At 38.2% G+C, this 18,607-nt stretch carries 19 protein-coding genes and 2 pseudogenes; 4 read left to right on the plus strand and 17 right to left on the minus strand.

Annotated elements, in window-relative coordinates; translation table 11 throughout:
• Positions 1-29: 29 nt before the first annotated feature.
• Entirely contained in the window at positions 30-359 is a 330-nt protein-coding gene (locus JCM19034_RS09020) for a multidrug efflux SMR transporter (RefSeq protein WP_062049056.1), read from the plus strand.
• Between the two features lies 1 nt (position 360).
• Positions 361-714, plus strand: a complete 354-nt coding sequence (locus JCM19034_RS09025) for a multidrug efflux SMR transporter (RefSeq protein WP_062049058.1) — start codon at positions 361-363, stop codon at positions 712-714.
• A 71-nt stretch (positions 715-785) separates the two neighbouring features.
• On the opposite strand, the gene JCM19034_RS09030 is transcribed toward JCM19034_RS09025, so the two are convergent.
• A complete protein-coding gene (locus JCM19034_RS09030) occupies positions 786-1,316 on the minus strand; it encodes an NADPH-dependent FMN reductase (RefSeq protein ID WP_062049060.1) in 531 nt (176 codons plus the stop codon).
• An 85-nt stretch (positions 1,317-1,401) separates the two neighbouring features.
• Positions 1,402-2,439 carry a hypothetical protein gene (locus tag JCM19034_RS09035; RefSeq protein WP_062049062.1) on the minus strand — a complete coding sequence of 346 codons (1,038 nt, stop codon included), beginning with the start codon at positions 2,437-2,439 and terminating at the stop codon, positions 1,402-1,404.
• A 90-nt stretch (positions 2,440-2,529) separates the two neighbouring features.
• Between JCM19034_RS09035 and JCM19034_RS21710 the strand changes: the two genes are divergently transcribed.
• Positions 2,530-2,727, plus strand: a complete 198-nt coding sequence (locus JCM19034_RS21710) for a hypothetical protein (RefSeq protein ID WP_156323929.1) — start codon at positions 2,530-2,532, stop codon at positions 2,725-2,727.
• Positions 2,728-2,740: 13 nt separating this feature from the next.
• On the opposite strand, the gene JCM19034_RS09040 is transcribed toward JCM19034_RS21710, so the two are convergent.
• The 12 genes and pseudogenes from JCM19034_RS09040 to JCM19034_RS09095 form a co-directional block, all read right to left on the minus strand.
• Positions 2,741-3,304: a helix-turn-helix domain-containing protein gene (locus JCM19034_RS09040; RefSeq protein WP_062049064.1), complete on the minus strand. Its 564-nt coding sequence runs from the start codon at positions 3,302-3,304 to the stop codon at positions 2,741-2,743.
• Positions 3,304-3,666, minus strand: coding sequence for a VOC family protein (locus JCM19034_RS09045; protein WP_062049066.1), 363 nt, complete (start codon positions 3,664-3,666; stop codon positions 3,304-3,306). The genes JCM19034_RS09040 and JCM19034_RS09045 overlap by 1 nt, the downstream gene beginning before the upstream one ends.
• A gap of 201 nt (positions 3,667-3,867) precedes the next feature.
• Entirely contained in the window at positions 3,868-4,422 is a 555-nt protein-coding gene (locus JCM19034_RS09050) for a response regulator transcription factor (protein WP_156323930.1), read from the minus strand.
• A 36-nt stretch (positions 4,423-4,458) separates the two neighbouring features.
• Positions 4,459-5,565 (minus strand): sensor histidine kinase, encoded by a 1,107-nt coding sequence (locus JCM19034_RS09055; protein ID WP_062049068.1) that lies wholly within the window; start codon positions 5,563-5,565, stop codon positions 4,459-4,461.
• Between the two features lie 80 nt (positions 5,566-5,645).
• Complete coding sequence (locus tag JCM19034_RS09060; protein ID WP_231686882.1) at positions 5,646-6,269, minus strand: ABC transporter permease; 624 nt, start codon at positions 6,267-6,269, stop codon at positions 5,646-5,648.
• On the minus strand, positions 6,266-6,994 hold the full coding sequence (locus tag JCM19034_RS09065; protein ID WP_062049070.1) for an ABC transporter permease: 729 nt from the start codon (positions 6,992-6,994) through the stop codon (positions 6,266-6,268). The genes JCM19034_RS09060 and JCM19034_RS09065 overlap by 4 nt, the downstream gene beginning before the upstream one ends.
• Positions 6,991-7,938 (minus strand): ABC transporter ATP-binding protein, encoded by a 948-nt coding sequence (locus tag JCM19034_RS09070; protein WP_062049072.1) that lies wholly within the window; start codon positions 7,936-7,938, stop codon positions 6,991-6,993. The genes JCM19034_RS09065 and JCM19034_RS09070 overlap by 4 nt, the downstream gene beginning before the upstream one ends.
• Before the next feature lie 361 nt (positions 7,939-8,299).
• Positions 8,300-9,804, minus strand: a pseudogene (putP, locus tag JCM19034_RS09075) (sodium/proline symporter PutP).
• Between the two features lie 530 nt (positions 9,805-10,334).
• Entirely contained in the window at positions 10,335-10,943 is a 609-nt protein-coding gene (locus tag JCM19034_RS09080; RefSeq protein WP_062049074.1) for an ABC-2 transporter permease, read from the minus strand.
• Positions 10,936-11,801: pseudogene (locus JCM19034_RS09085) on the minus strand (ABC transporter ATP-binding protein). The gene JCM19034_RS09080 and the pseudogene JCM19034_RS09085 overlap by 8 nt, the downstream one beginning before the upstream one ends.
• Before the next feature lie 5 nt (positions 11,802-11,806).
• A complete protein-coding gene (locus tag JCM19034_RS09090) occupies positions 11,807-12,178 on the minus strand; it encodes a GntR family transcriptional regulator (protein ID WP_062049076.1) in 372 nt (123 codons plus the stop codon).
• A gap of 14 nt (positions 12,179-12,192) precedes the next feature.
• Positions 12,193-12,498, minus strand: coding sequence for a YfzA family protein (locus JCM19034_RS09095; RefSeq protein WP_062049078.1), 306 nt, complete (start codon positions 12,496-12,498; stop codon positions 12,193-12,195).
• Between the two features lie 1,131 nt (positions 12,499-13,629).
• Between JCM19034_RS09095 and thrS the strand changes: the two genes are divergently transcribed.
• Complete coding sequence (gene thrS / locus JCM19034_RS09100) at positions 13,630-14,838, plus strand: threonine--tRNA ligase (RefSeq protein WP_062049080.1); 1,209 nt, start codon at positions 13,630-13,632, stop codon at positions 14,836-14,838.
• A gap of 110 nt (positions 14,839-14,948) precedes the next feature.
• Here thrS and JCM19034_RS09105 read toward each other — a convergent pair whose 3' ends face one another.
• Genes JCM19034_RS09105 through JCM19034_RS09115 form a run of 3 tightly spaced genes read right to left on the minus strand, consistent with a single transcriptional unit; the run spans position 14,949 to position 18,575 of the window.
• Positions 14,949-15,983, minus strand: a complete 1,035-nt coding sequence (locus JCM19034_RS09105; RefSeq protein WP_062049082.1) for a sensor histidine kinase — start codon at positions 15,981-15,983, stop codon at positions 14,949-14,951.
• A complete protein-coding gene (locus tag JCM19034_RS09110; RefSeq protein ID WP_082393904.1) occupies positions 15,958-16,656 on the minus strand; it encodes a response regulator transcription factor in 699 nt (232 codons plus the stop codon). Before JCM19034_RS09110 ends, JCM19034_RS09105 begins: the two co-directional genes overlap by 26 nt.
• Before the next feature lie 35 nt (positions 16,657-16,691).
• On the minus strand, positions 16,692-18,575 hold the full coding sequence (locus JCM19034_RS09115; RefSeq protein WP_231686883.1) for an ABC transporter permease: 1,884 nt from the start codon (positions 18,573-18,575) through the stop codon (positions 16,692-16,694).
• Between the last annotated feature and the right edge of the window lie 32 nt (positions 18,576-18,607).

Here is an 18,607-nt window from a genome sequence, read left to right on the forward strand (position 1 = left end):
AAAAGAAATGTATCAAAGGAGGGATTTAATTGGTTTATCTTTTTTTAGCATTAACGATTTTTGCAGAATTGATTGGAGCCATTTCTAGCCGGTATTCAAACGGATTTAAAAGGATTATCCCAAGCAGTATAACCATTGTTACTATTATTGCTGCGTATTTTTTCTTTGCAATTAGTCTTAAGTTCGGGTTAAACATTGGTATCGGCTATGCAATATGGTCAGGCGTTGGAGTAACACTCATTGCCATTTGGGGTTGGGTTTTCTTTAAAGAAATTCTGACTAAAGCACAAGTTCTTGGTGTAATCCTTATCATAGTAGGAGTTGTTCTACTAGAAATTGGTGCAATGGAGGTGTTTTAGTATGAAATATTTCTATTTGTTTACAGCCGTTTTCTTAGAGATTGCTGCAGCTATTGCATCCCGTTACACAGAAGGGTTTACCGCCTTAGTACCGACAACAATCACAATAGTCTTCGCTGTAGCCTCTTATTATCTTTTTTCACTTAGTCTTAGACATGGAATGAATATTGGCATTGGATATGCGATATGGTCTGGAGTTGGCGTTTTAACAATAGCTTTAATTGGAGCGACATTGCTTGGAGATTCACTGACAAACATCCAAATTCTTGGGATAACCTTAATTATCATTGGACTTGCTTGTGTTCAGCTTGCAGGGAAAGCAGAGGATACTAAAAAAGCAGTAACCCCCAATTAAAATCTATGTGGAAAACTGGTCATCGAGTTGGAGGTTAATCTCCTACTCGATGACCATATTAACTATTTTGATTACATTTGCTTTGCGAAGGTAGCGATTAATTTCTGCAACGACTCAACTACTTCTTCTCTTACATACTCGCCATTCTTATTTTGTTTACTATTTACACCAGAAATGAGCAACGTCCACTCATTAGACACATGTGCTTGAAGCATACTTAGATTCAATTGCAATGCCTGATGCGCATGCTCTCCTCCTCCAGAAGACGTAATGACTGCTACTGGTTTTTCGTATAAAGTAGCTGATGATACTAACCATTCCAATGCATTTTTTAAAACTCCTGGTACTCCCTTTATATATTCTGGTGTACAAATCACGACAGCATCTGCTTGATCCAATAGAGACCGAAATGATTGGACATTGGCTGGAGGTGTTTCTCCGTCTAAATCTGGATTAAAGTGAGGTAGCTTATGCAATTCATTATAAATGATATAATTACATTCATTGGAAATGTACTTTTGAAGACTGTTCAGCGTTCTTAGAGTAGATGAATTCTCACGTATACTGCCAGAAAGAGCGACAATCGCTTTATTAGCTTCCATGGTCCTCTCCTTTCTCCTTTTTCCTATACTAACTGCCTCACATAAATGGACTAGCTTCCATCTTACTGCTCATGAAGAAACGTTTCTAATCTTTTTTTATTATCCTATGAGAAATATTCGTACCAAATTCTTTCAAACGTTGTATCATATATGAAGGTTCTATCAACATTTCAGGGAAATATAACCCTGCTTTAACAGAGGGAGGAGCACCAACAAGTCCAAGTAAACGCTCCAGTCCAACTGCTACGCCCAAGGCGGTCATTGGCACTTGCCCTTTTGGATGGACAATTTCGTACCGAAAATTGCCGAATAATCCGTTTTGCTTCTCACCATTTATTTCAATAATCGTTTCAATTGAAAATGGCTCACCCCTACGTCGTGAAGCAGTTTCTCCCAATGCAAAATCGAAACGAATCGACTTGGCATTTGTCGCAACAGCTAAACCAGCGACATCCAAAGGAGCCGAATAGGCCTCTCCTTGAAACACCATTCCGTCTACACTTTCAAACTGACGCATTCTATCATCATCAACTGACCAATTCCATTTTCCATCCTTTAACATCAATGCGTAAGGACCTGCTTTCGATAATCTCTTGAAGTCATCATAAGCTGCTGGACCACCTACATCCTGTTCATCTAACAATGCCGCTATTTTAATTGAATCGACTGATGAAAACTCCCGAGCAATAGAAAGGATCGCAAGAGTAACCGTTCCAGCTAACCAATAGCTATTCATTAAAATGGGGGCACTTGTAGGATGATTTACAAAATGGGCGATTTCCGGACTTAACTCAATAGCAGCACCCGAAATATTCTGATAAGGAATCCCTTCTTTTTGTGCATATTTTAACGAATGAAGCGACTTATCTTTTATAAACATTGAAACTGCACTAAACTTTTTTTCACCTGACAACCCTAAATCCGGTCTCTCAAGATCGATCTGTGCTACTTCTGTACCTCCAATCTGCTCAGCCACCCTCTCAGCTTTTCGTAAATCACGGGCACCAATCGTAATTGGCAATTCTGGCTGAAGCTTACGCAATGTTTTTGCAGCGACTGTACCAACGACACCCGATCCTCCGATTAACAAAACCGGTTCTTTCGGTAAAAGTGATACATTCATCGTTCCCACCCTTTCAGTTTTGGATAAAATCTGTCGAGCAGGTATATTTAATAAAGCCTGCTTCGATTACCAGCTTAAAGGATGACACTAGTGTCAGTGTCAAGAAATTTAATGATCAACAACCGGTATTTGTCACCGATTCAGATTGTAGCTATAGCCTCATACCAGGTGCTTACCGAGAACAGAAAGAAAAGCACGCAAAAAGAAGCAGAATCGTCCTCTGCTTCTTTTTATTATGAATTTCGTTACGATCATTTTAAGACTGTTGTTTACTTGCAACTTTCTTAAAATCGAAAGCAGCCTATAGTATTGCCGCCAACTCTCGATTAACCACCTGAAGCGTCGGTTCAGTACGGTCGTTCAGAGCATACGTATATTTAGGTGTCGGATCTATTGTCAATGTTTTATTCACTAATGCTCCTTCGTGAAGTTCTTTCAGTCGTGTTGAGAGGATACGTGGTGTAGCGGTTTGTAATAATTGGCGGATGGAATTGAACTCATGGTAGTGATGATAAAGGGCTATTAATACCGGCCAATTCCATGCTTTTGCAGCGAGAAACCCCTGGCCTAGCTGATGCTCAGAGTGAGCAATAATAAGAGCAGCCTCTCTCATAATGCGTCCTTTTTCGGTAAGCTCATATTCGGGGAGTAATGGGTGATTCCGCTCAAAAGGAGATATTTGTTGGACAAGACCTGACTCTACCATCGATTTCAAGTTGTTGCTTAATCTAGAAGGGGCAATTTGCAAGTTATTCTTTAATGGTGTGAATCGGCCACCTGATTTTTCAAGTGTCAATAAAATCGGAATCGTCCATTTTCCGGAAAGCTCTTTCGTGATGTGAACCATTTGAGCGACTTGATTCATTACGAATCCATCACTACTTGGGATAGCTCGAAATTATGTCCATCCGGATCTTGGAATGTAATCAATTTCGCATAACCTGGTATAGTGGTCACATCACCGTTGAACGTAATCCCTTTTTTCTTAAGCTCTATAACTGCAGCATCAATATCCTCTACCTCAATAACGGCTGCCGCTGTTGAAGGAACTACTTGTTCAGCTTCAGAAAATCCGATGAAACAATCCTTTGTATTCGTATGCACACTTGCCATCCCATTTTCTTTGTCATAAGAATCAACTTCAAAACCTAATTGTTCCGTGTAAAATGATAATGTGCGTTCAAGATTGCTAACACTGTACCATAATGTAAAGCCTGGTCTGTACATCCAAAACACTCCCTTCACTTTAGTACCTAAAATATACTTGATATAATTTCGATCGTCAATAGACTTTTGATAATACCATGCAAAAAAAAAAGCTCGTTTTAATTTTTAGTAGCTAGTGAATAGCCTCTCCGGGGACAATTGTTATGTACAAATAAAAAGACTGTTTCATTTATCACATTAAGTGAATAAAGATACAGTCTTTCATCCATTTTGTCTTTGCAAATAGTAAATCGCAAGTTGTGTTCTATCTCGAATCTCTAATTTATCTAGGACGATCGATAACGTGTTTCGAACTGTTCCGTCACTTAAGAAAAGCTGTTCAGCTATTTCTTTATTGGAAAGTCCTTGTGCTACTAATTCGACAATGTCCGTCTCCCGCTCGGTTAAGCCCTCGAGCGCTTTTCTATCTGGCTGCACAATCGTTTTTAAAACGTCCGCATCTAACACCGTTGAGCCTGCTTTTATTGCTCTAATTTGTTGTGCCATATTTTCAACAGATGCTGACTTCAGCAAGTATCCTTCTGCACCTGCCTTTAAGGCTAGTCGAATATTCCTTTCATCCTGAAATGTAGTGAGCATCATGATTGAGACACGCGGCCACTGATCTTTTATTTTCTTCGTGCTTTCAATTCCATCCATGATCGGCATTTGAATATCCATTAATATAACGTCTGGTTGTTCTTTTGTGCAAAACTCAATCGCTTCTTGACCATTTGTCGCTAGATGAACAATGTCAAAGTCTTCTTCCTTCCCCAGTAAGAGCTGTAAGCTTTGGCAAACAAGGGATCATCATCAACTATTAAAAGTTTCATCTACCAATTCCTCCTTTTCTAACGGGATAACGCAGACGAGCAAAAACCCATTATCTCGATTAATTGATACACTACCTCCTAAAGATCGAGCCCTCATTTGCAAGCTTCTTAAACCACTCCCTGTTTGACTTCTATTAGAAAGGGTCCCATCATCTTGGATACCTAGCCTTACAATCGTATCCGTAACATTTAAATCGACTTCAACCTTCGTTGCATTACTATGCCGAACGACATTTGTAAAAGCCTCCTTCAAACATACTTCTAACAGACTCCATATATAAGCAGGGACTTGTAGCATATTTCCGGTCTTTTTCCATTGCACATTAATGTGCTTAATTTGTTGCACAATCGCTTCTAAATTTTCTACTCCGATAAGTGTCGTCGGTGTGATATTATGAACCGTTTCTCTTAATCTTTTGGTGCTTCGTTCTAAACGATCTTTCACTTGCTCTAACAGCATTTCGGCGTCCTTAGGATTTTTGACATATTCATAAGCTTGTAAGGCCAGTAACGCTCCTGTTAAATCATGCCCTAGGTGATCATGAAGCTCCCTTGAAATCCGAAATCTTTCCATGAGTCCAGCTTGTTTGGAAACGGATTGATTAGCTGCTAATAAATCTAGCTTTATTCGTTCTAATTCATACCGTGCCTTGCGTTGTTCATCTGCTTCTAATTTGTACGTTTGTTGATTCTTCAACGTTTGATAGGCAAAAACTCCAAAAAAGAACGCTTGAAAAAAGAACCAAAACAGTAAGTCTGACGACGTTGGTAAAAACAATAAAGGAGTAAAAAGCAAAAGGGAAAAGAGACTTTTACCTACTAGGGCAAGTTCAAACATCGGCAGTACAATACCATAATATCCAACATCTGTATAAGGAGCGAACAAGAAACAGAAGAATAGATCAAATAAAGCCGACCAAGCGGGTAACGCAAAACGCCACCGCAAACTCGTCATAATGAATAAGAGGAGGATCAAGATAAACGAGCCATTCATGAATTGACCGATAATCCATAAATGAGTCAGCACAGCTAACGTTAAAAAGCGCCAACCATTTACAAAGTGCATCGGTTCCTTTAGCTTATTCATCTATCCCCCACCTTTATCAATTGATTCTCCTTGCACTTCCAATTATAAGAAATACAATTGTATATAACCATAGTACACCATTAATGAGTAGAAAATCGAATCGCATTTCCCCCAAAAACTATCCAATCTAGTCCTTGAGCTAACCAGTAGGTCGGAAATATAACGGCCATTCTTTTTAAAAAATCAGGAAATATCTCGACTGAAATCATTAATCCACCTAAAACTACGACTAAAAAGATCAATGACATATAGACAAGAAACGATATCTCTTTATTCCGATAGATAGAAACCCATGCTAGTGCGATAGACAAGGAAGCAAAGCTAAATGACACAAACAAAAGCAAAAGCCAGTTCGGTTGATACAGCTCTTGTCCATAAAGGACGCCCCCGTAAACGACGATCACACATTGTACAATTAAGATAACAGCATAAGCTAAAAGGTTTTGACTTAAATAGTGGAAATGACTGATCGGAGCAACGGCTAAACGCTTCACAACACCTTTATTCCGATCCTCAAGGATAATCGAGACTAAACGTATACCGACAAACAATAACAAAATCCCAAAATACTGATAACCATAAGGGAGAAATGGCCACTCTTCTCCGCTTGGCAAAAATATACAGGCGATCGGAAATAGCATGAGTAAAATGAAATTCGTTTTATTACTAAAACTTCTTTTCAAAGCAAAGCGGAAAATCGTCATGCTATTCTCCTCCTACCAACAACTAGCATGACAATAAACAAAACGATGATCGCCACTAAAAGAATATTTGCTTGATACCAAGCCCCTCCTGAATTCGAATGAGCCATCTCATGAATAGCTCCGACCGCCAACGTAAGTGGATTTCCATAAGTTCCGAAAAAATCAAAAACAGCGTTCTTTGGCATAGGGAAAAATAATCCAGCTAACAAAATAAAGCCAACCCCATACACTTCGCTTAACCGTTCTGCCACCTTGTAGTTTTTAAAAGAAAATGTAAAGATCAAGCAAACGACACTTGATAAAATCGCCAACAAAGCAATGTTATAGATCGCCCAAAGCCAATTCTCCCAATGAACGCCCAGAACAAATTGCGTAAACACCATTAAAATAATCCCTAGCAATACAGAAAAAGCCGTTCCACACATCATGATTGAAAATGCGTACATTGTTTTGTTAAAAGGTAAAATATTGATGATTTTATGAAACTGAAAAAAATCAGCATAAATATAAGACATCACAATGGAACCACCAAACATCTGGAAAACAAGCACCATAATCACTGCCTGATGATTAATATAAGGTTCCCCTGTTTCTGTTGTATAGCCAGAAAGAATAACAGAGAACACTGTAAGCAAGATAATCGGCACTACGAGCAGTAGCAATAAAACAATGTAGTTTCTAAGCATTCTTATTAACGTGAATGGAATCGTTGAAAGAACTCTCATGATTCTTCCCCCTTATCCCTTAACTGCTTCCCTGTTAACGTTAAAAAGACCGCTTCTAAGTTTGGTTTGTCTGCTTGAATCCCGATTACCCCTGCATGCTCCTTGACAAGCGAAATGATCCGATCTAAATTACCTGAACCTACTGCCGAAATGATAGTTAATTGATTTCCTGTAACGACAACCTTTTTTACACCAGAAACGGCTTCTAAGCTTTTCAATGGGACTTTACTAGCATCTGTCACATCGATCTGTACTTTTTCTTCATGCTGGACGGTTCGAATGAGCTCCTCTACTGTTCCCTCTTTTATAATTTGGCCTTGATCCATTATGACGACGCGTGAGGCAATGGCTTGAACTTCCTCCATATAATGAGTTGTATATAATATCGTCGTCCCATCATCTCTTAACTTTTTCACTGCTTCTAAAATATAGTTCCTTGATTGTGGATCAATCCCTACAGTAGGCTCATCCAAAATTAGTAGCTTGGGCTGATGAGTTAATGCACAAGCGATATTTAATCGACGCTTCATTCCTCCAGAAAATTTACTTGGTATCTTATCTCCTTTATCCTCTAAACCGACAAATTTAAGTGCCTGATCGACTCTTTTTTTCCTTTCTTCCCCTTTTAGCCCATAAACACCCGCAAAAAAATGTAAGTTCTCCTTGGCAGTTAATTCATCAAACACGGTAATCTCCTGCGTAACAAGGCCTATTTTTTCCTTATTCATATTTGAAAAGGGATTTTTCGATTGCCCGAAAAGTTCCACTTTCCCACCTTCAAAAGGGATCATACCGGTTAATGTTTGAATTAATGTTGTTTTGCCTGCACCATTTGGTCCGAGCAAACCTATAATCTCACCTTTTTGAATATCCAGATCAATATAATCTAGTGCAACAAATGAGCCATAACGTTTCAATACACCTTGCAAAGATGCAATTGTCATATAGTTCATCCTTTCCTAATTGATGCTTTCAGTATGACAATTCCTAATTTCTGTTAGTAGTTACATTTGTCATTGAATGGATGTGGTAAACAGTTCTTACTACTAAACAAGTTTAACCTATCCATACTTTTGCACCAATAAAAGTTAAAACTTATTCATTGCTACTGACTGTTCGTAACACATATCTCTTAAACTACGATAATAAATCAATTGATAGCATATCACCTGCAAGATTTGTCTATTGGGATATATTGTGGAATTCCCATGATTTGATTGTATATAACTAATTACTACCAATATGAGACGTTTGATACCATGATGATAGAAAAATACCTGCCAACTACGCTGACAGGCTCTCATCCTAAATCATTCTTGTTTTTGCCTTTTCAAATTCTTCTTGGATGTCTTGCGTCGGTTTTTGACCTAGAAGACTAACTACGATAACCGCCATTAGTGCTAGGAGAAACCCAGGAATGATTTCATAAAGTCCGAGAATCGGATATTGCTCGGCACTGAGGTTAAACCATTTCGTTAACTCTGCCCAAATAATGACTGTGACACCGCCAACAACCATACCTGTAAGAGCACCGTTTCGTGTCATACGCTTCCAGAAGAGCGATAGCAATAAGACCGGGCCGAATGCTGCACCGAAGCCTGCCCATGCATAACTAACAAGGTCAAGCACAGTGCTTTTCGGATTATAGGCTAAGGCAACTGCGATCAGAGCGATCACAACAACTCCGATACGACCAATCCAGACGAGTTCCTGTTGCGAAGCATCCTTCCGAATTAAGCCTTTATAGAAGTCCTCCGCTAACGCACTCGATGATACAAGCAGTTGTGAATCAATCGTACTCATAATCGCCGATAAAATAGCTGCTAATAGAAAGCCCGATACCCATGGATCAAATAAAATTTGCGTAAACAGGATAAAGACTGTTTCGTGATCCCCATTTGCGATGACAGGACCTGGGCCATTGGCAGAGAAATAGGCAATACCAACAAATCCTGTGAAAATGGCTCCAAATAAAGCGAGAACCATCCAAGTCATTCCGACAAACCGAGCTTTTGGAATTTCCTTTAATGATTTTACCGCCATAAAGCGAGTTACGATGTGTGGTTGGCCAAAATATCCTAGGCCCCACGCTAACAAAGAGACAACTCCGATTACAGTCACTCCTTGGAACGCATCTAAATAAGCAATATCAATCGCACCGACCGCGTTTATTGTTTCACCAAAGCCACCCATTTTATTAATAGCTACGAACGGAACAATAATGAGTGCTAAAAACATCAAAATCCCTTGAAAGAAATCGGTCCAGCTTACAGCTAAAAATCCACCTAAAAACGTATACGATATAATGACAATGGCACCAATCCACAGTGCCCTAATATACGAAATTTCAAAGGAAGCTTCAAATAGCAATGCCCCTCCAACTAGTCCTGCAGACGTGTAAAATGTGAAAAAAACTAAAATCACGAGGCCGATACGATACGCAAAATTTTTGACCGATCATGAAACCGATTTTCTAAAAAGTCTGGTAGTGTAATCGAATCTTTTGCGATTTCCGTATAGTTTCGTAGACGAGCAGCTAAAAACTGCCAATTTAAATACGCACCAATCGCCAAACCAACAGCAAGCCAAATTTCTCCCATACCACCAACATATAAAGCACCCGGTAACCCTAACAACAACCAGCTACTCATATCAGACGCACCAGCACTAAGAGCGGCTACACTTCCACCTAAACGACGACCCCCAAGCACGTAATCTGATAAATTGTTCGTCATTCGGTAGGCAATCAAACCTACTCCGAGCATACCAACAAGATAAATAATAAACGTTATTAACGTGGCAAGTTCCACAGTTCACTCACTCCTCTTTTTTCTTTAACGTCAAAATCGATAACACGATTAACAGCGGCATTGGTACGAATAGTAATATCCAAGTAGCTGTCGTCAAACTATGCTCCATGTGAACCCTCCTTTTGAATACGATCTCCTTACGTTCTATACACCGTTTATGCAACGTTCTTATTCATTCACAATACACCAACTAAAGAACAGCAGATAAAAACAAAGAAATCACAAAGAAAACTATAACACAATATCAAAATCAGAACATTCAAATAATCATTTTTAACACTTGACCTTGCATGTTTATGCAAAAATAAGATACTTGTAAGCTATTACACAAATATACAAACATATTTATTCAAAAAAATTAATGAAGATTATTTTTCAAAATATTCACTTATATGAGCGTTTTTAAACAATAGGACACTTTTTTTCTTATAATATGGCTTTTTAGAGTATGAAGAACGAAAAAAACAGACTGTCCCAATAGGTCTCCTTTCACCTTTTAGAACAGCCAATTAAACTATTTTCAATACCTACTAAAACGCTTTACGCTCATAAATAATCGTCGTAACTCCCCAAGAGATTGCATAAATGGTCATTACCACAACCACAGCACCCATGTATAAAATTGGTACAGCCAGGCTAGCAATAAAATCCATGAATGCTGTTAAATGTTCATTAATAAACGACACAATATAGCCACTTAGTATCGACAACACAATAAAGGTAATTAAGACAACTGTTGTAATGTAGCCTGGTTTTAAAATTTGAAATAGAGGAAACGTCAACGCAGCAAATACTAAAAATAAGCCTGCACCAAGTGCAATATCACCTGTCGTAAACGGTTTATTAAATACATACATTCCTAAACTTGCCACCCCAATCGATAAAGCCATATAGATAATCGCACCTAGATAGCGTGAAGCGATAATCTCTGAGCGTGTATAAGGCAAAGAATTCAATAAAATATTCGACTCTGTTTTTTCATCGTAATAAAATGTGTTAAAAGGAATAAAAACACTTGCCAGCACAAAAATAAAAGCTGGATCATGTGAGCCAAAAATGATAAAAAACAGGATAACAGGGATAAAGATGATTATCTGCCATTTCTGAAGTATGACATCACGCCTTATTAAATTAAACATAGCTTTTACTTCCTTTCATATGATACATAATCTCTTCCAAAGATGCTCGTTCAATCACAACTGTCTCGCCGAACGTTTCTTTCACTTCCTTAATGTTATCTGTTAAAGCCTCAAATCCTGTAGGTGCACGTTGAATATGAACAAAGGCTTTTTCCGTATCTCGATCAAGCAGATCAACTCCACCTTTCACGAGTGCATAGTTTTCAGCAATATCATGAACTGACTGGTGAAATACTAATTTTCCTTCTTGTATGAAAGCGATATAATCGGCGATACGATCTAAATCTGTCGTAATATGTGTAGAGAAGAAAATCGTCCGTTTACCATCGAGCATTAATTCATGTAACAACTCAAGCAGCTCTCGTCTAAAAATTGGATCGAGGCCAGCTGTCGGTTCGTCCATAATGATCAACTCAGCATGATGAGATAGTGCCATCGCCAATGAAGCCTTCATTTGCATCCCTTTTGAAAAAGTCTTTATTGCTTTATTCAGTGGTAATTCGAATTGCTCTATATATCGATTAAATATCGCATCATCCATCGTTTATAAGCAGGTGCAACGATGCGTTTAATATCTTTTAAGTTCAGTCCTTCATAAAATACATTACTATCGTAAACAAATCCAATTCTCTCTTTAATCTCCTTCTCATGGTTCTTATAATCCAAGCCAAAAAGCTTCACTTCCCCGCTGTCTGGCTTTAATAGATTTAACATCATTTTTAACGTGGTTGATTTACCCGCACCATTTGCTCCAATAAATCCGTTAACAAAGCCTTGCTTCACTTTTAAATTCATATTTTCAACGGAAAAACCTTTGAAGACTTTCGTGACATTGTTTAACTCCACTACATATTCCATTCCGTTCACTCCTCATATAAAAGCTTCAATAATTGCTGCAGGTCATCAAGCGTAAGCCCAATTTCCCTGCTATTGGTGATGACGGCACTTAACTGCTCCTCAATCACCTTTAGCTTCTTCTCCCTAATAACCTCTAAATTTTGCTCAGCGACAAAGGAGCCTTTGCCGACTATCGAATAAATAAATCCGGCCTTTTCTAACTCTTCATAAGCACGCTTTGTCGTTATCACACTAATTTGCAAATCCTTAGCAAGCTGACGTATAGAAGGTAATGCCGTTCCTTCAGGTAATTCACCAGCTAAAATAGCTGATTTTATTTGGTTTGTAATCTGCTCATAAATGGGCTCCTTAGAACGATTAGAAATAATAATTTGCATGCAAATACCTCTTCTTATTTTTTTGGAAACACCTTCATAATGAAATCTGTTAATGCTGAAATGAGTATCGCAATAACATGAAGGGTCGTGAACATATTAAAAAACGGATACGAGTAAGGGGTAATCCATTCTGTAAAAAGCTTTGAATCTAAGAGCCATCTTGCAACTCTAAAAAATAAATTATTACTATCGTTTATATTTGGCTCTAATGACGTACCATCAACAACAAAAAATACCAATTGCACGATTACAAATAATCCTATAGTGATTACCCATTGTCTTACTTTAATAACCTGAGGTGCTTTTTCTGTACGTGACAATTGCACTCTCCTCCTCTCACTCTCCATCATTTTGATCATTCACCTAGATCGATGAGCAATCCATAGAATTCATCAATCCTCATATAATGTATATATACTATATACACATTATATACACACTTAAAACATCATGCAACTATTTATTAGTTTTAATTTAAGTGATATAAGCTAAAAACCCAAAAAAAAGAGACCAGTAGAAGTGTTTCATCAAAACACATCATACTAGTCTCGATTTTATTATCACTGGCAATTATATCGATTTTCTTTGTTAGTTTTGTTGCAACTTAACATTAACGCTAGTCAAAAAGGTTCCCCCTCTTACAATTAACAAACATCCAAAAGTGCTTATTGATAACAATAAGTCCAATCTATATTCCAAAAAAACGTCTACGGTTTATGAAATCATCTATATGAAAACGATAGTTTCTTATTAACTCCCGGTCCAATTCATATAAAAATAGATCAACAGCCTCTTTGATCATATGTAACGTCAATGATTCTGAGCGAATCTATTCAAAATAATTATCTTGACCTTCCTTAATATGTGTATTATCATTGGGAACAATTAATCGTAAAACGAAATTGAGCTAAGAAAAGGACATGAATCGTTCTTTCATTTCTTATTAGAGAACAGGGTCGTTGGCTGAAAGCCTGAAGAAATAGGAGTGATTTACCACCTTGGAGCTATTATAGGGAAATGTATGACACATAGTATCTATAATCGGGAAATCCGTTATCTTTTTTGAGCATAATTCATTCTTTGAATGGTTTATGGAATCAGGGTGGAACCACGACCGCACTCGTCCCTATTGTTGGGAGGAGTGTGGTTTTTTATATTATAAAAATTCATTTGGCGTTGAAAAGGACATGAATCATTCTTCATTTTCTTAATCAGAGAACAGGGTCATTGGCTGAAAGCCTGAAGAAAAGGGAATGGTTTACCACCTTGGAGCTATTATAGGGAAATGTATGACACATAGTATCTATAATCGGGAAATCCGTTACCTTTTTTGAGCATAATTCATTCCTTTGAATGGTTTATGGAATCAGGGTGGAACCACGACCACACTCGTCCCTATTGTTGGGAGGAGTGTGGTTTTTTATATCAAAATGCAAATTAGGGGGATTATGATGAGTAATCAATTGGAAGCAGAAAAAAGAAATCATAGAAAGCTTGGTCAAGAATTAGAGCTCTTTACTTCAATGGAAGAGGCACCTGGAATGCCCTTTTTCTTGCCAAATGGAATGGTGATTCGGAATGAACTTGAACATCTATGGCGAAAGAAACACCAACAGGCTGGATATAAAGAAATTAAAACACCTATTATGATGAAACAGGAGCTTTGGGAACAGTCTGGTCATTGGGATCACTATCAGGAGAACATGTACTTCTCCGATGTCGATGAACAAAATTATGCAATCAAGCCAATGAACTGTCCTGGAGCCATTTTAATTTATAATAGTAAACGAAGAAGCTACAGAGAATTGCCTATCCGTTTTGCAGAGCTTGGTGTTGTCCATAGGCATGAGCTTTCAGGTTCATTAAATGGCCTTTTACGAGTTCGTTCATTTACTCAAGATGATGCACACTTATTTGTTCGCGTTGACCAGATTGAAGCTGAAATAGAGAAAATACTTGTACTCATTGATGAGTTCTACTCCCACTTTGGTTTTGACTATAAGGTAGAGCTATCAACAAGACCCGAAGAATATTTGGGTTCTAAAGGAATTTGGGATCAAGCCGAATTAGCTTTGGAAACTGTATTAAAGGATAAAGAAGTAAGCTATCAAATTAATCAAGGCGATGGTGCCTTTTACGGTCCAAAGATTGATTTTCATATTTTAGATTCTCTTGGGAGAAGCTGGCAATGCGGAACGGTTCAATTAGATTTTCAGATGCCGCAAAAATTTAACTGTGGATATGTAGGAGAAGACAATAACCTTCACCAACCAGTTATGATTCATAGAGCTATATTTGGCTCCGTGGAGCGTTTTATGGCTATTCTAATCGAACATTACGCTGGAGAGTTCCCTCTTTGGCTCGCTCCAATCCAAGCAAAAGTCATTCCTATTTCAGATTCTCATTTAGCTTATGCAAATGATGTGAAATCTCAACTAGAGGTAGCAGGGATACGTGTAGAAATTGATCACAGGGCTGAGAAAATGGGGTTGAAAATTAGAGAAGCTGAAAAACAAAAGATTCCATATATGATTGTGATCGGCGATAAAGAGCAGGAGAACCAATCCTTATCGTTACGAAAACACAAAGAAGGAAACATTGGCGTTTTGAGCATACAAGAAACAAAGGATCGATTTTGGAAAGAGATAAACGAGAGTTAATTCTGACAACGAAAGCCCAAAGGATTACATTCCTTTTGGGCTCTCACTTACTAACTGCTAAAATGACACCTACAAGAGAAAGACAACCTATGCTCCTGCTTAATGACCGTTTATCGTTTCACATGTGGAAATTTCAACGCTATCGCTAACCCCGAACCAAGCTCTGAATTCGCATCCAACTGAATAGCTAAATCATTAGCCATCTTGCTCACTAAGAAAAGTCCCATACCTGTAGCTTGTTTAGTATACGTACCTCTTTCGCCAGTAAAGCCCTTATCAAAAATAAACGGTAAATCCTCTTCGGCTACACCTGGCCCATTGTCACTAATCGTTAAAATCGTTTGACTACTGACCTTGTCATAAGCAGTTTCAAATTTCAGAATAGGATTCTCTTTCCCTGTAATGTATTTCGTACTATTGGCGATGAATTGCTCTACTATAAAAGCTAACCCCTTGCGGTCAGATACAACATCCATCTCTTCACCGATAAACTGTATTTGAAAACCAGATTCATCTAAAAGGGTTTGATGGTTATCCACTGTCTGTTTACATAATGCTAGTAAACTTATAGAATCAAAAATGTAATCTTTATGGGCAGCTCCAAGTCTTGCATAATACAATATTCGCTCTACGTCCCCGTGCAATTGATCTCTGACGTGAAGCATGCGGTGCTTAACGAGTTGAGACATTTCGTCACTGCGGTTATCTAATACCAATGTCATCAATGACAATGGCTTTTTCATTTCGTGAACCCATCCTTCTATATAGTTTTCATAATCGGCCAACTCCATCATTTGTTCATTTATTTCCGCTTGATTGGATCTTAGGACGTTCCCTACTTCTCGGATAAATGGCCAATTTGTCCGAGGAGATACTCTACATAATATTTCTTCATTCGTCTCATTTGGTTCTAATATAAAATCTTCAAAGGCAGCTTCTAATACTTTTTGCTTTCTATTAATAATCAATACAGACATCACGATCATCGCTAGCGTATAAACAATCATGAGACCTATTAACACGTTAAAGGTTTCAGGGTAAGCTAACCAAGCTAAAAAAATATATAGGAGGTTTGTAACAACTACTATTAGAAACCATTGTTTATAAGCATGAGAAAGATCATAAATTGGCTTTATCCATTTCATGGTTACCTTCCCCCCTAAGTCGATACCCTTGACCTCTTATTGTTTCAATTTGATCCTCCAATTGTATTTGCCGCAATGTTTTTCGTAAGCGAGTGAGATTTACTTGTAGTGCATTTTCATCTATATATTGTGCCGTTCCCCAAAGTCGCTCACTCAATGTTGACTTAGTTACAATCTCAGGTCTATTCTCCACTAAAGCCAACAGAATTTTCCCTTCATTAGACGATAATAATAACGAATGAGAGCCTTTATACAAAGTAAACGTATTGGGATCTAGTAAAAAGCTACCACCGTCGATCAAGCCTCGTTGGCCTGCAAATCTTCTTAGCAGGTTCTGAATTCGTGCTAGCAATCGATCTCGATTACATGGTTTAGTAAGATAATCATCTGCCCCTAAATGTAGTCCATGTAATTCATCCTGCAGCTTATCTCTAGATGTAAGAATTAATATTGGTCCTATCCCTTTTGCTTTTAAACTTTTGCATATTTCAAATCCTGATTGTTCAGGTAAATTGATGTCTAACAAGACTAAGTCCGGTGCCAAAGTGGCTAATTGTTGGGTTATATCACGGAAATTTGTAATCGCTACTGCTTCATATCCAGCCTTTTGCAATGTATCAATTAATTCTTCTCTCATCCATAAATCATCTTCTACAATTGTAATCTTTGCCACTTTAGCACCTCCTTTATCTGAATATGAACGTATTCTTAATCCATATTCGGTTTCCAACGTAATTTATCGATTTCATGATCTGCTGAACGGGCAACCGCTACTCCATAAATGGCGACAATGAAAATAACCAGACACGCAACTGTTATGGCAATCGGATACAGGTGCCCATTGTCTCCAATGTGAACAACCACATTAGAAATCATAGCCTTTATGCCAACTGCACCACTAACACATGCAAGCGACATCGGTAACAGAAAGGTCCATAATACTTGTCTACGCATTGATTTCTTCATTTGCTGACGTTTTGCTCCCAACATGGAAAGCGTTAAATAGCGTTGACCTGTCTGTTTCATTTGCGTCAAAAATTGTAAAGCCAATACTGTACAAGCAATTATTAAGAATAAAAAGCCCATATAGAGTGTCGTATAACTTCCAGCGACAACATAGAACAATTTACGGCCAAAGTTTTGTAAATAACTTTCAAACTCAAAGTCTGAAGATTTTAATACGTCTCTTGCCTCCATCATTGGGATCATTAATCCTTGCTGCTCTTGCAGCTGTTGTGGAATGCGGAAATTCCAATAAGATACATAGGTTTCCGTATTAACCAATTGCGCAAACATAGGATCAGGGACGATAAATGCTGAGTAAATTTCTACTGAACGATCTGCCACTAATCCTCTCATTGGAATCGATGGGCGTATATTAATTGCTTCATCATTAATGCTCATTAAGCTTTGCCCTTCTTTTGCAGCCTTTTCGAGAATATCATCTAGTTCTGGCATGCGATCTAAATGCTCCATCGGCATAAAATCAGGATTAAAGTATAAAGCAATTTCGTCTGAATCGAGGTTCAGCGGCTTTTCTCCTATCGCTTCTAACAGTCCATTATAGGAAGACTCTGGAATAAGGTTAGGAGCTGTTGTATCAATTTCTAATACTCCAATCACATTAAGTACTTCAGGGTTTTCCAAACTAATACTATATCCTTGCATCTCCCCAGATAAAAGTTGCTCTTTATAGCCATTAGGTAATGCCATAATAAGCTGCTCTCTTAAAGGAGACCAATCCACTAATGACAACGACATGCCATCTTCTGGGTGCTCACCCTGATGGTTCATCCTTCCCATTTCTAGGAGGTTTAAGTCCTCTACATACGGCACCATTTTGCCTGAAGTTAGAAATTGCTCGACTTTTTCGCTACCTCCGTTAACCGTAAAGTCATATAGCGAGGAGTCTCTATTATATAAATGACTTCCCGAGCTCAACATCGTTGAAGCACCATTTGCGATCAAAATGATGGACAGTGTGATGAGAATTGAGGTTACGGCAACAGAAGTCGAGCGATTCGCCACGTTCTCTTGTAGCTGCCTGATTGTAAAGGTGTGCAGTCCTTTCGTCAATTTGCGTTCAGACATGCTTGCCCATAAACCTAATAGCTTTGCAAATCCTTTCATGAATAGGGTCGTTCCTACACTTCCGAGAGCCAATGCTGCAAATATAGACAGCCCTGCAAAGTCCATAAAATGATAAAGAACAATCCAATAAGCAACACCTAGCAGGATAGAACCTATTAAAATATAGATGACGTTTCCTTTCACGTGCCCCATATCTGTTTTCTTATCGATTTGCTCATAAAGTAGTTGATGTACCTCTTGGTGGAAAAATCGTCTACCAAGGATGAATAATGCAATAAATTGGATAAATAAAAAACCAATAATCGTAAAGACAATCGCACTGATCGACAAACTTATTTGATGGCCGATGATTCCTTGTCCGACCATTTTAGAAACCGTCAAGCTAATGATTTCTGCTAAAAATCCACCAATGAAAAGGCCTGCTATGAGTGCTAGAATAGAAGTAATGAGCCCCTCTGCGATTAGTTGCAGAACAAGACGCTCCTTGCGCATTCCTAACATAAGATAGAGTCCAAACTCTTTACCCCTTCGAT

The sequence above is a fragment of the Bacillus sp. JCM 19034 genome (assembly GCF_001310635.1).
Taxonomy (GTDB): Bacteria; Bacillota; Bacilli; order Bacillales; family Bacillaceae_D; genus Halalkalibacter.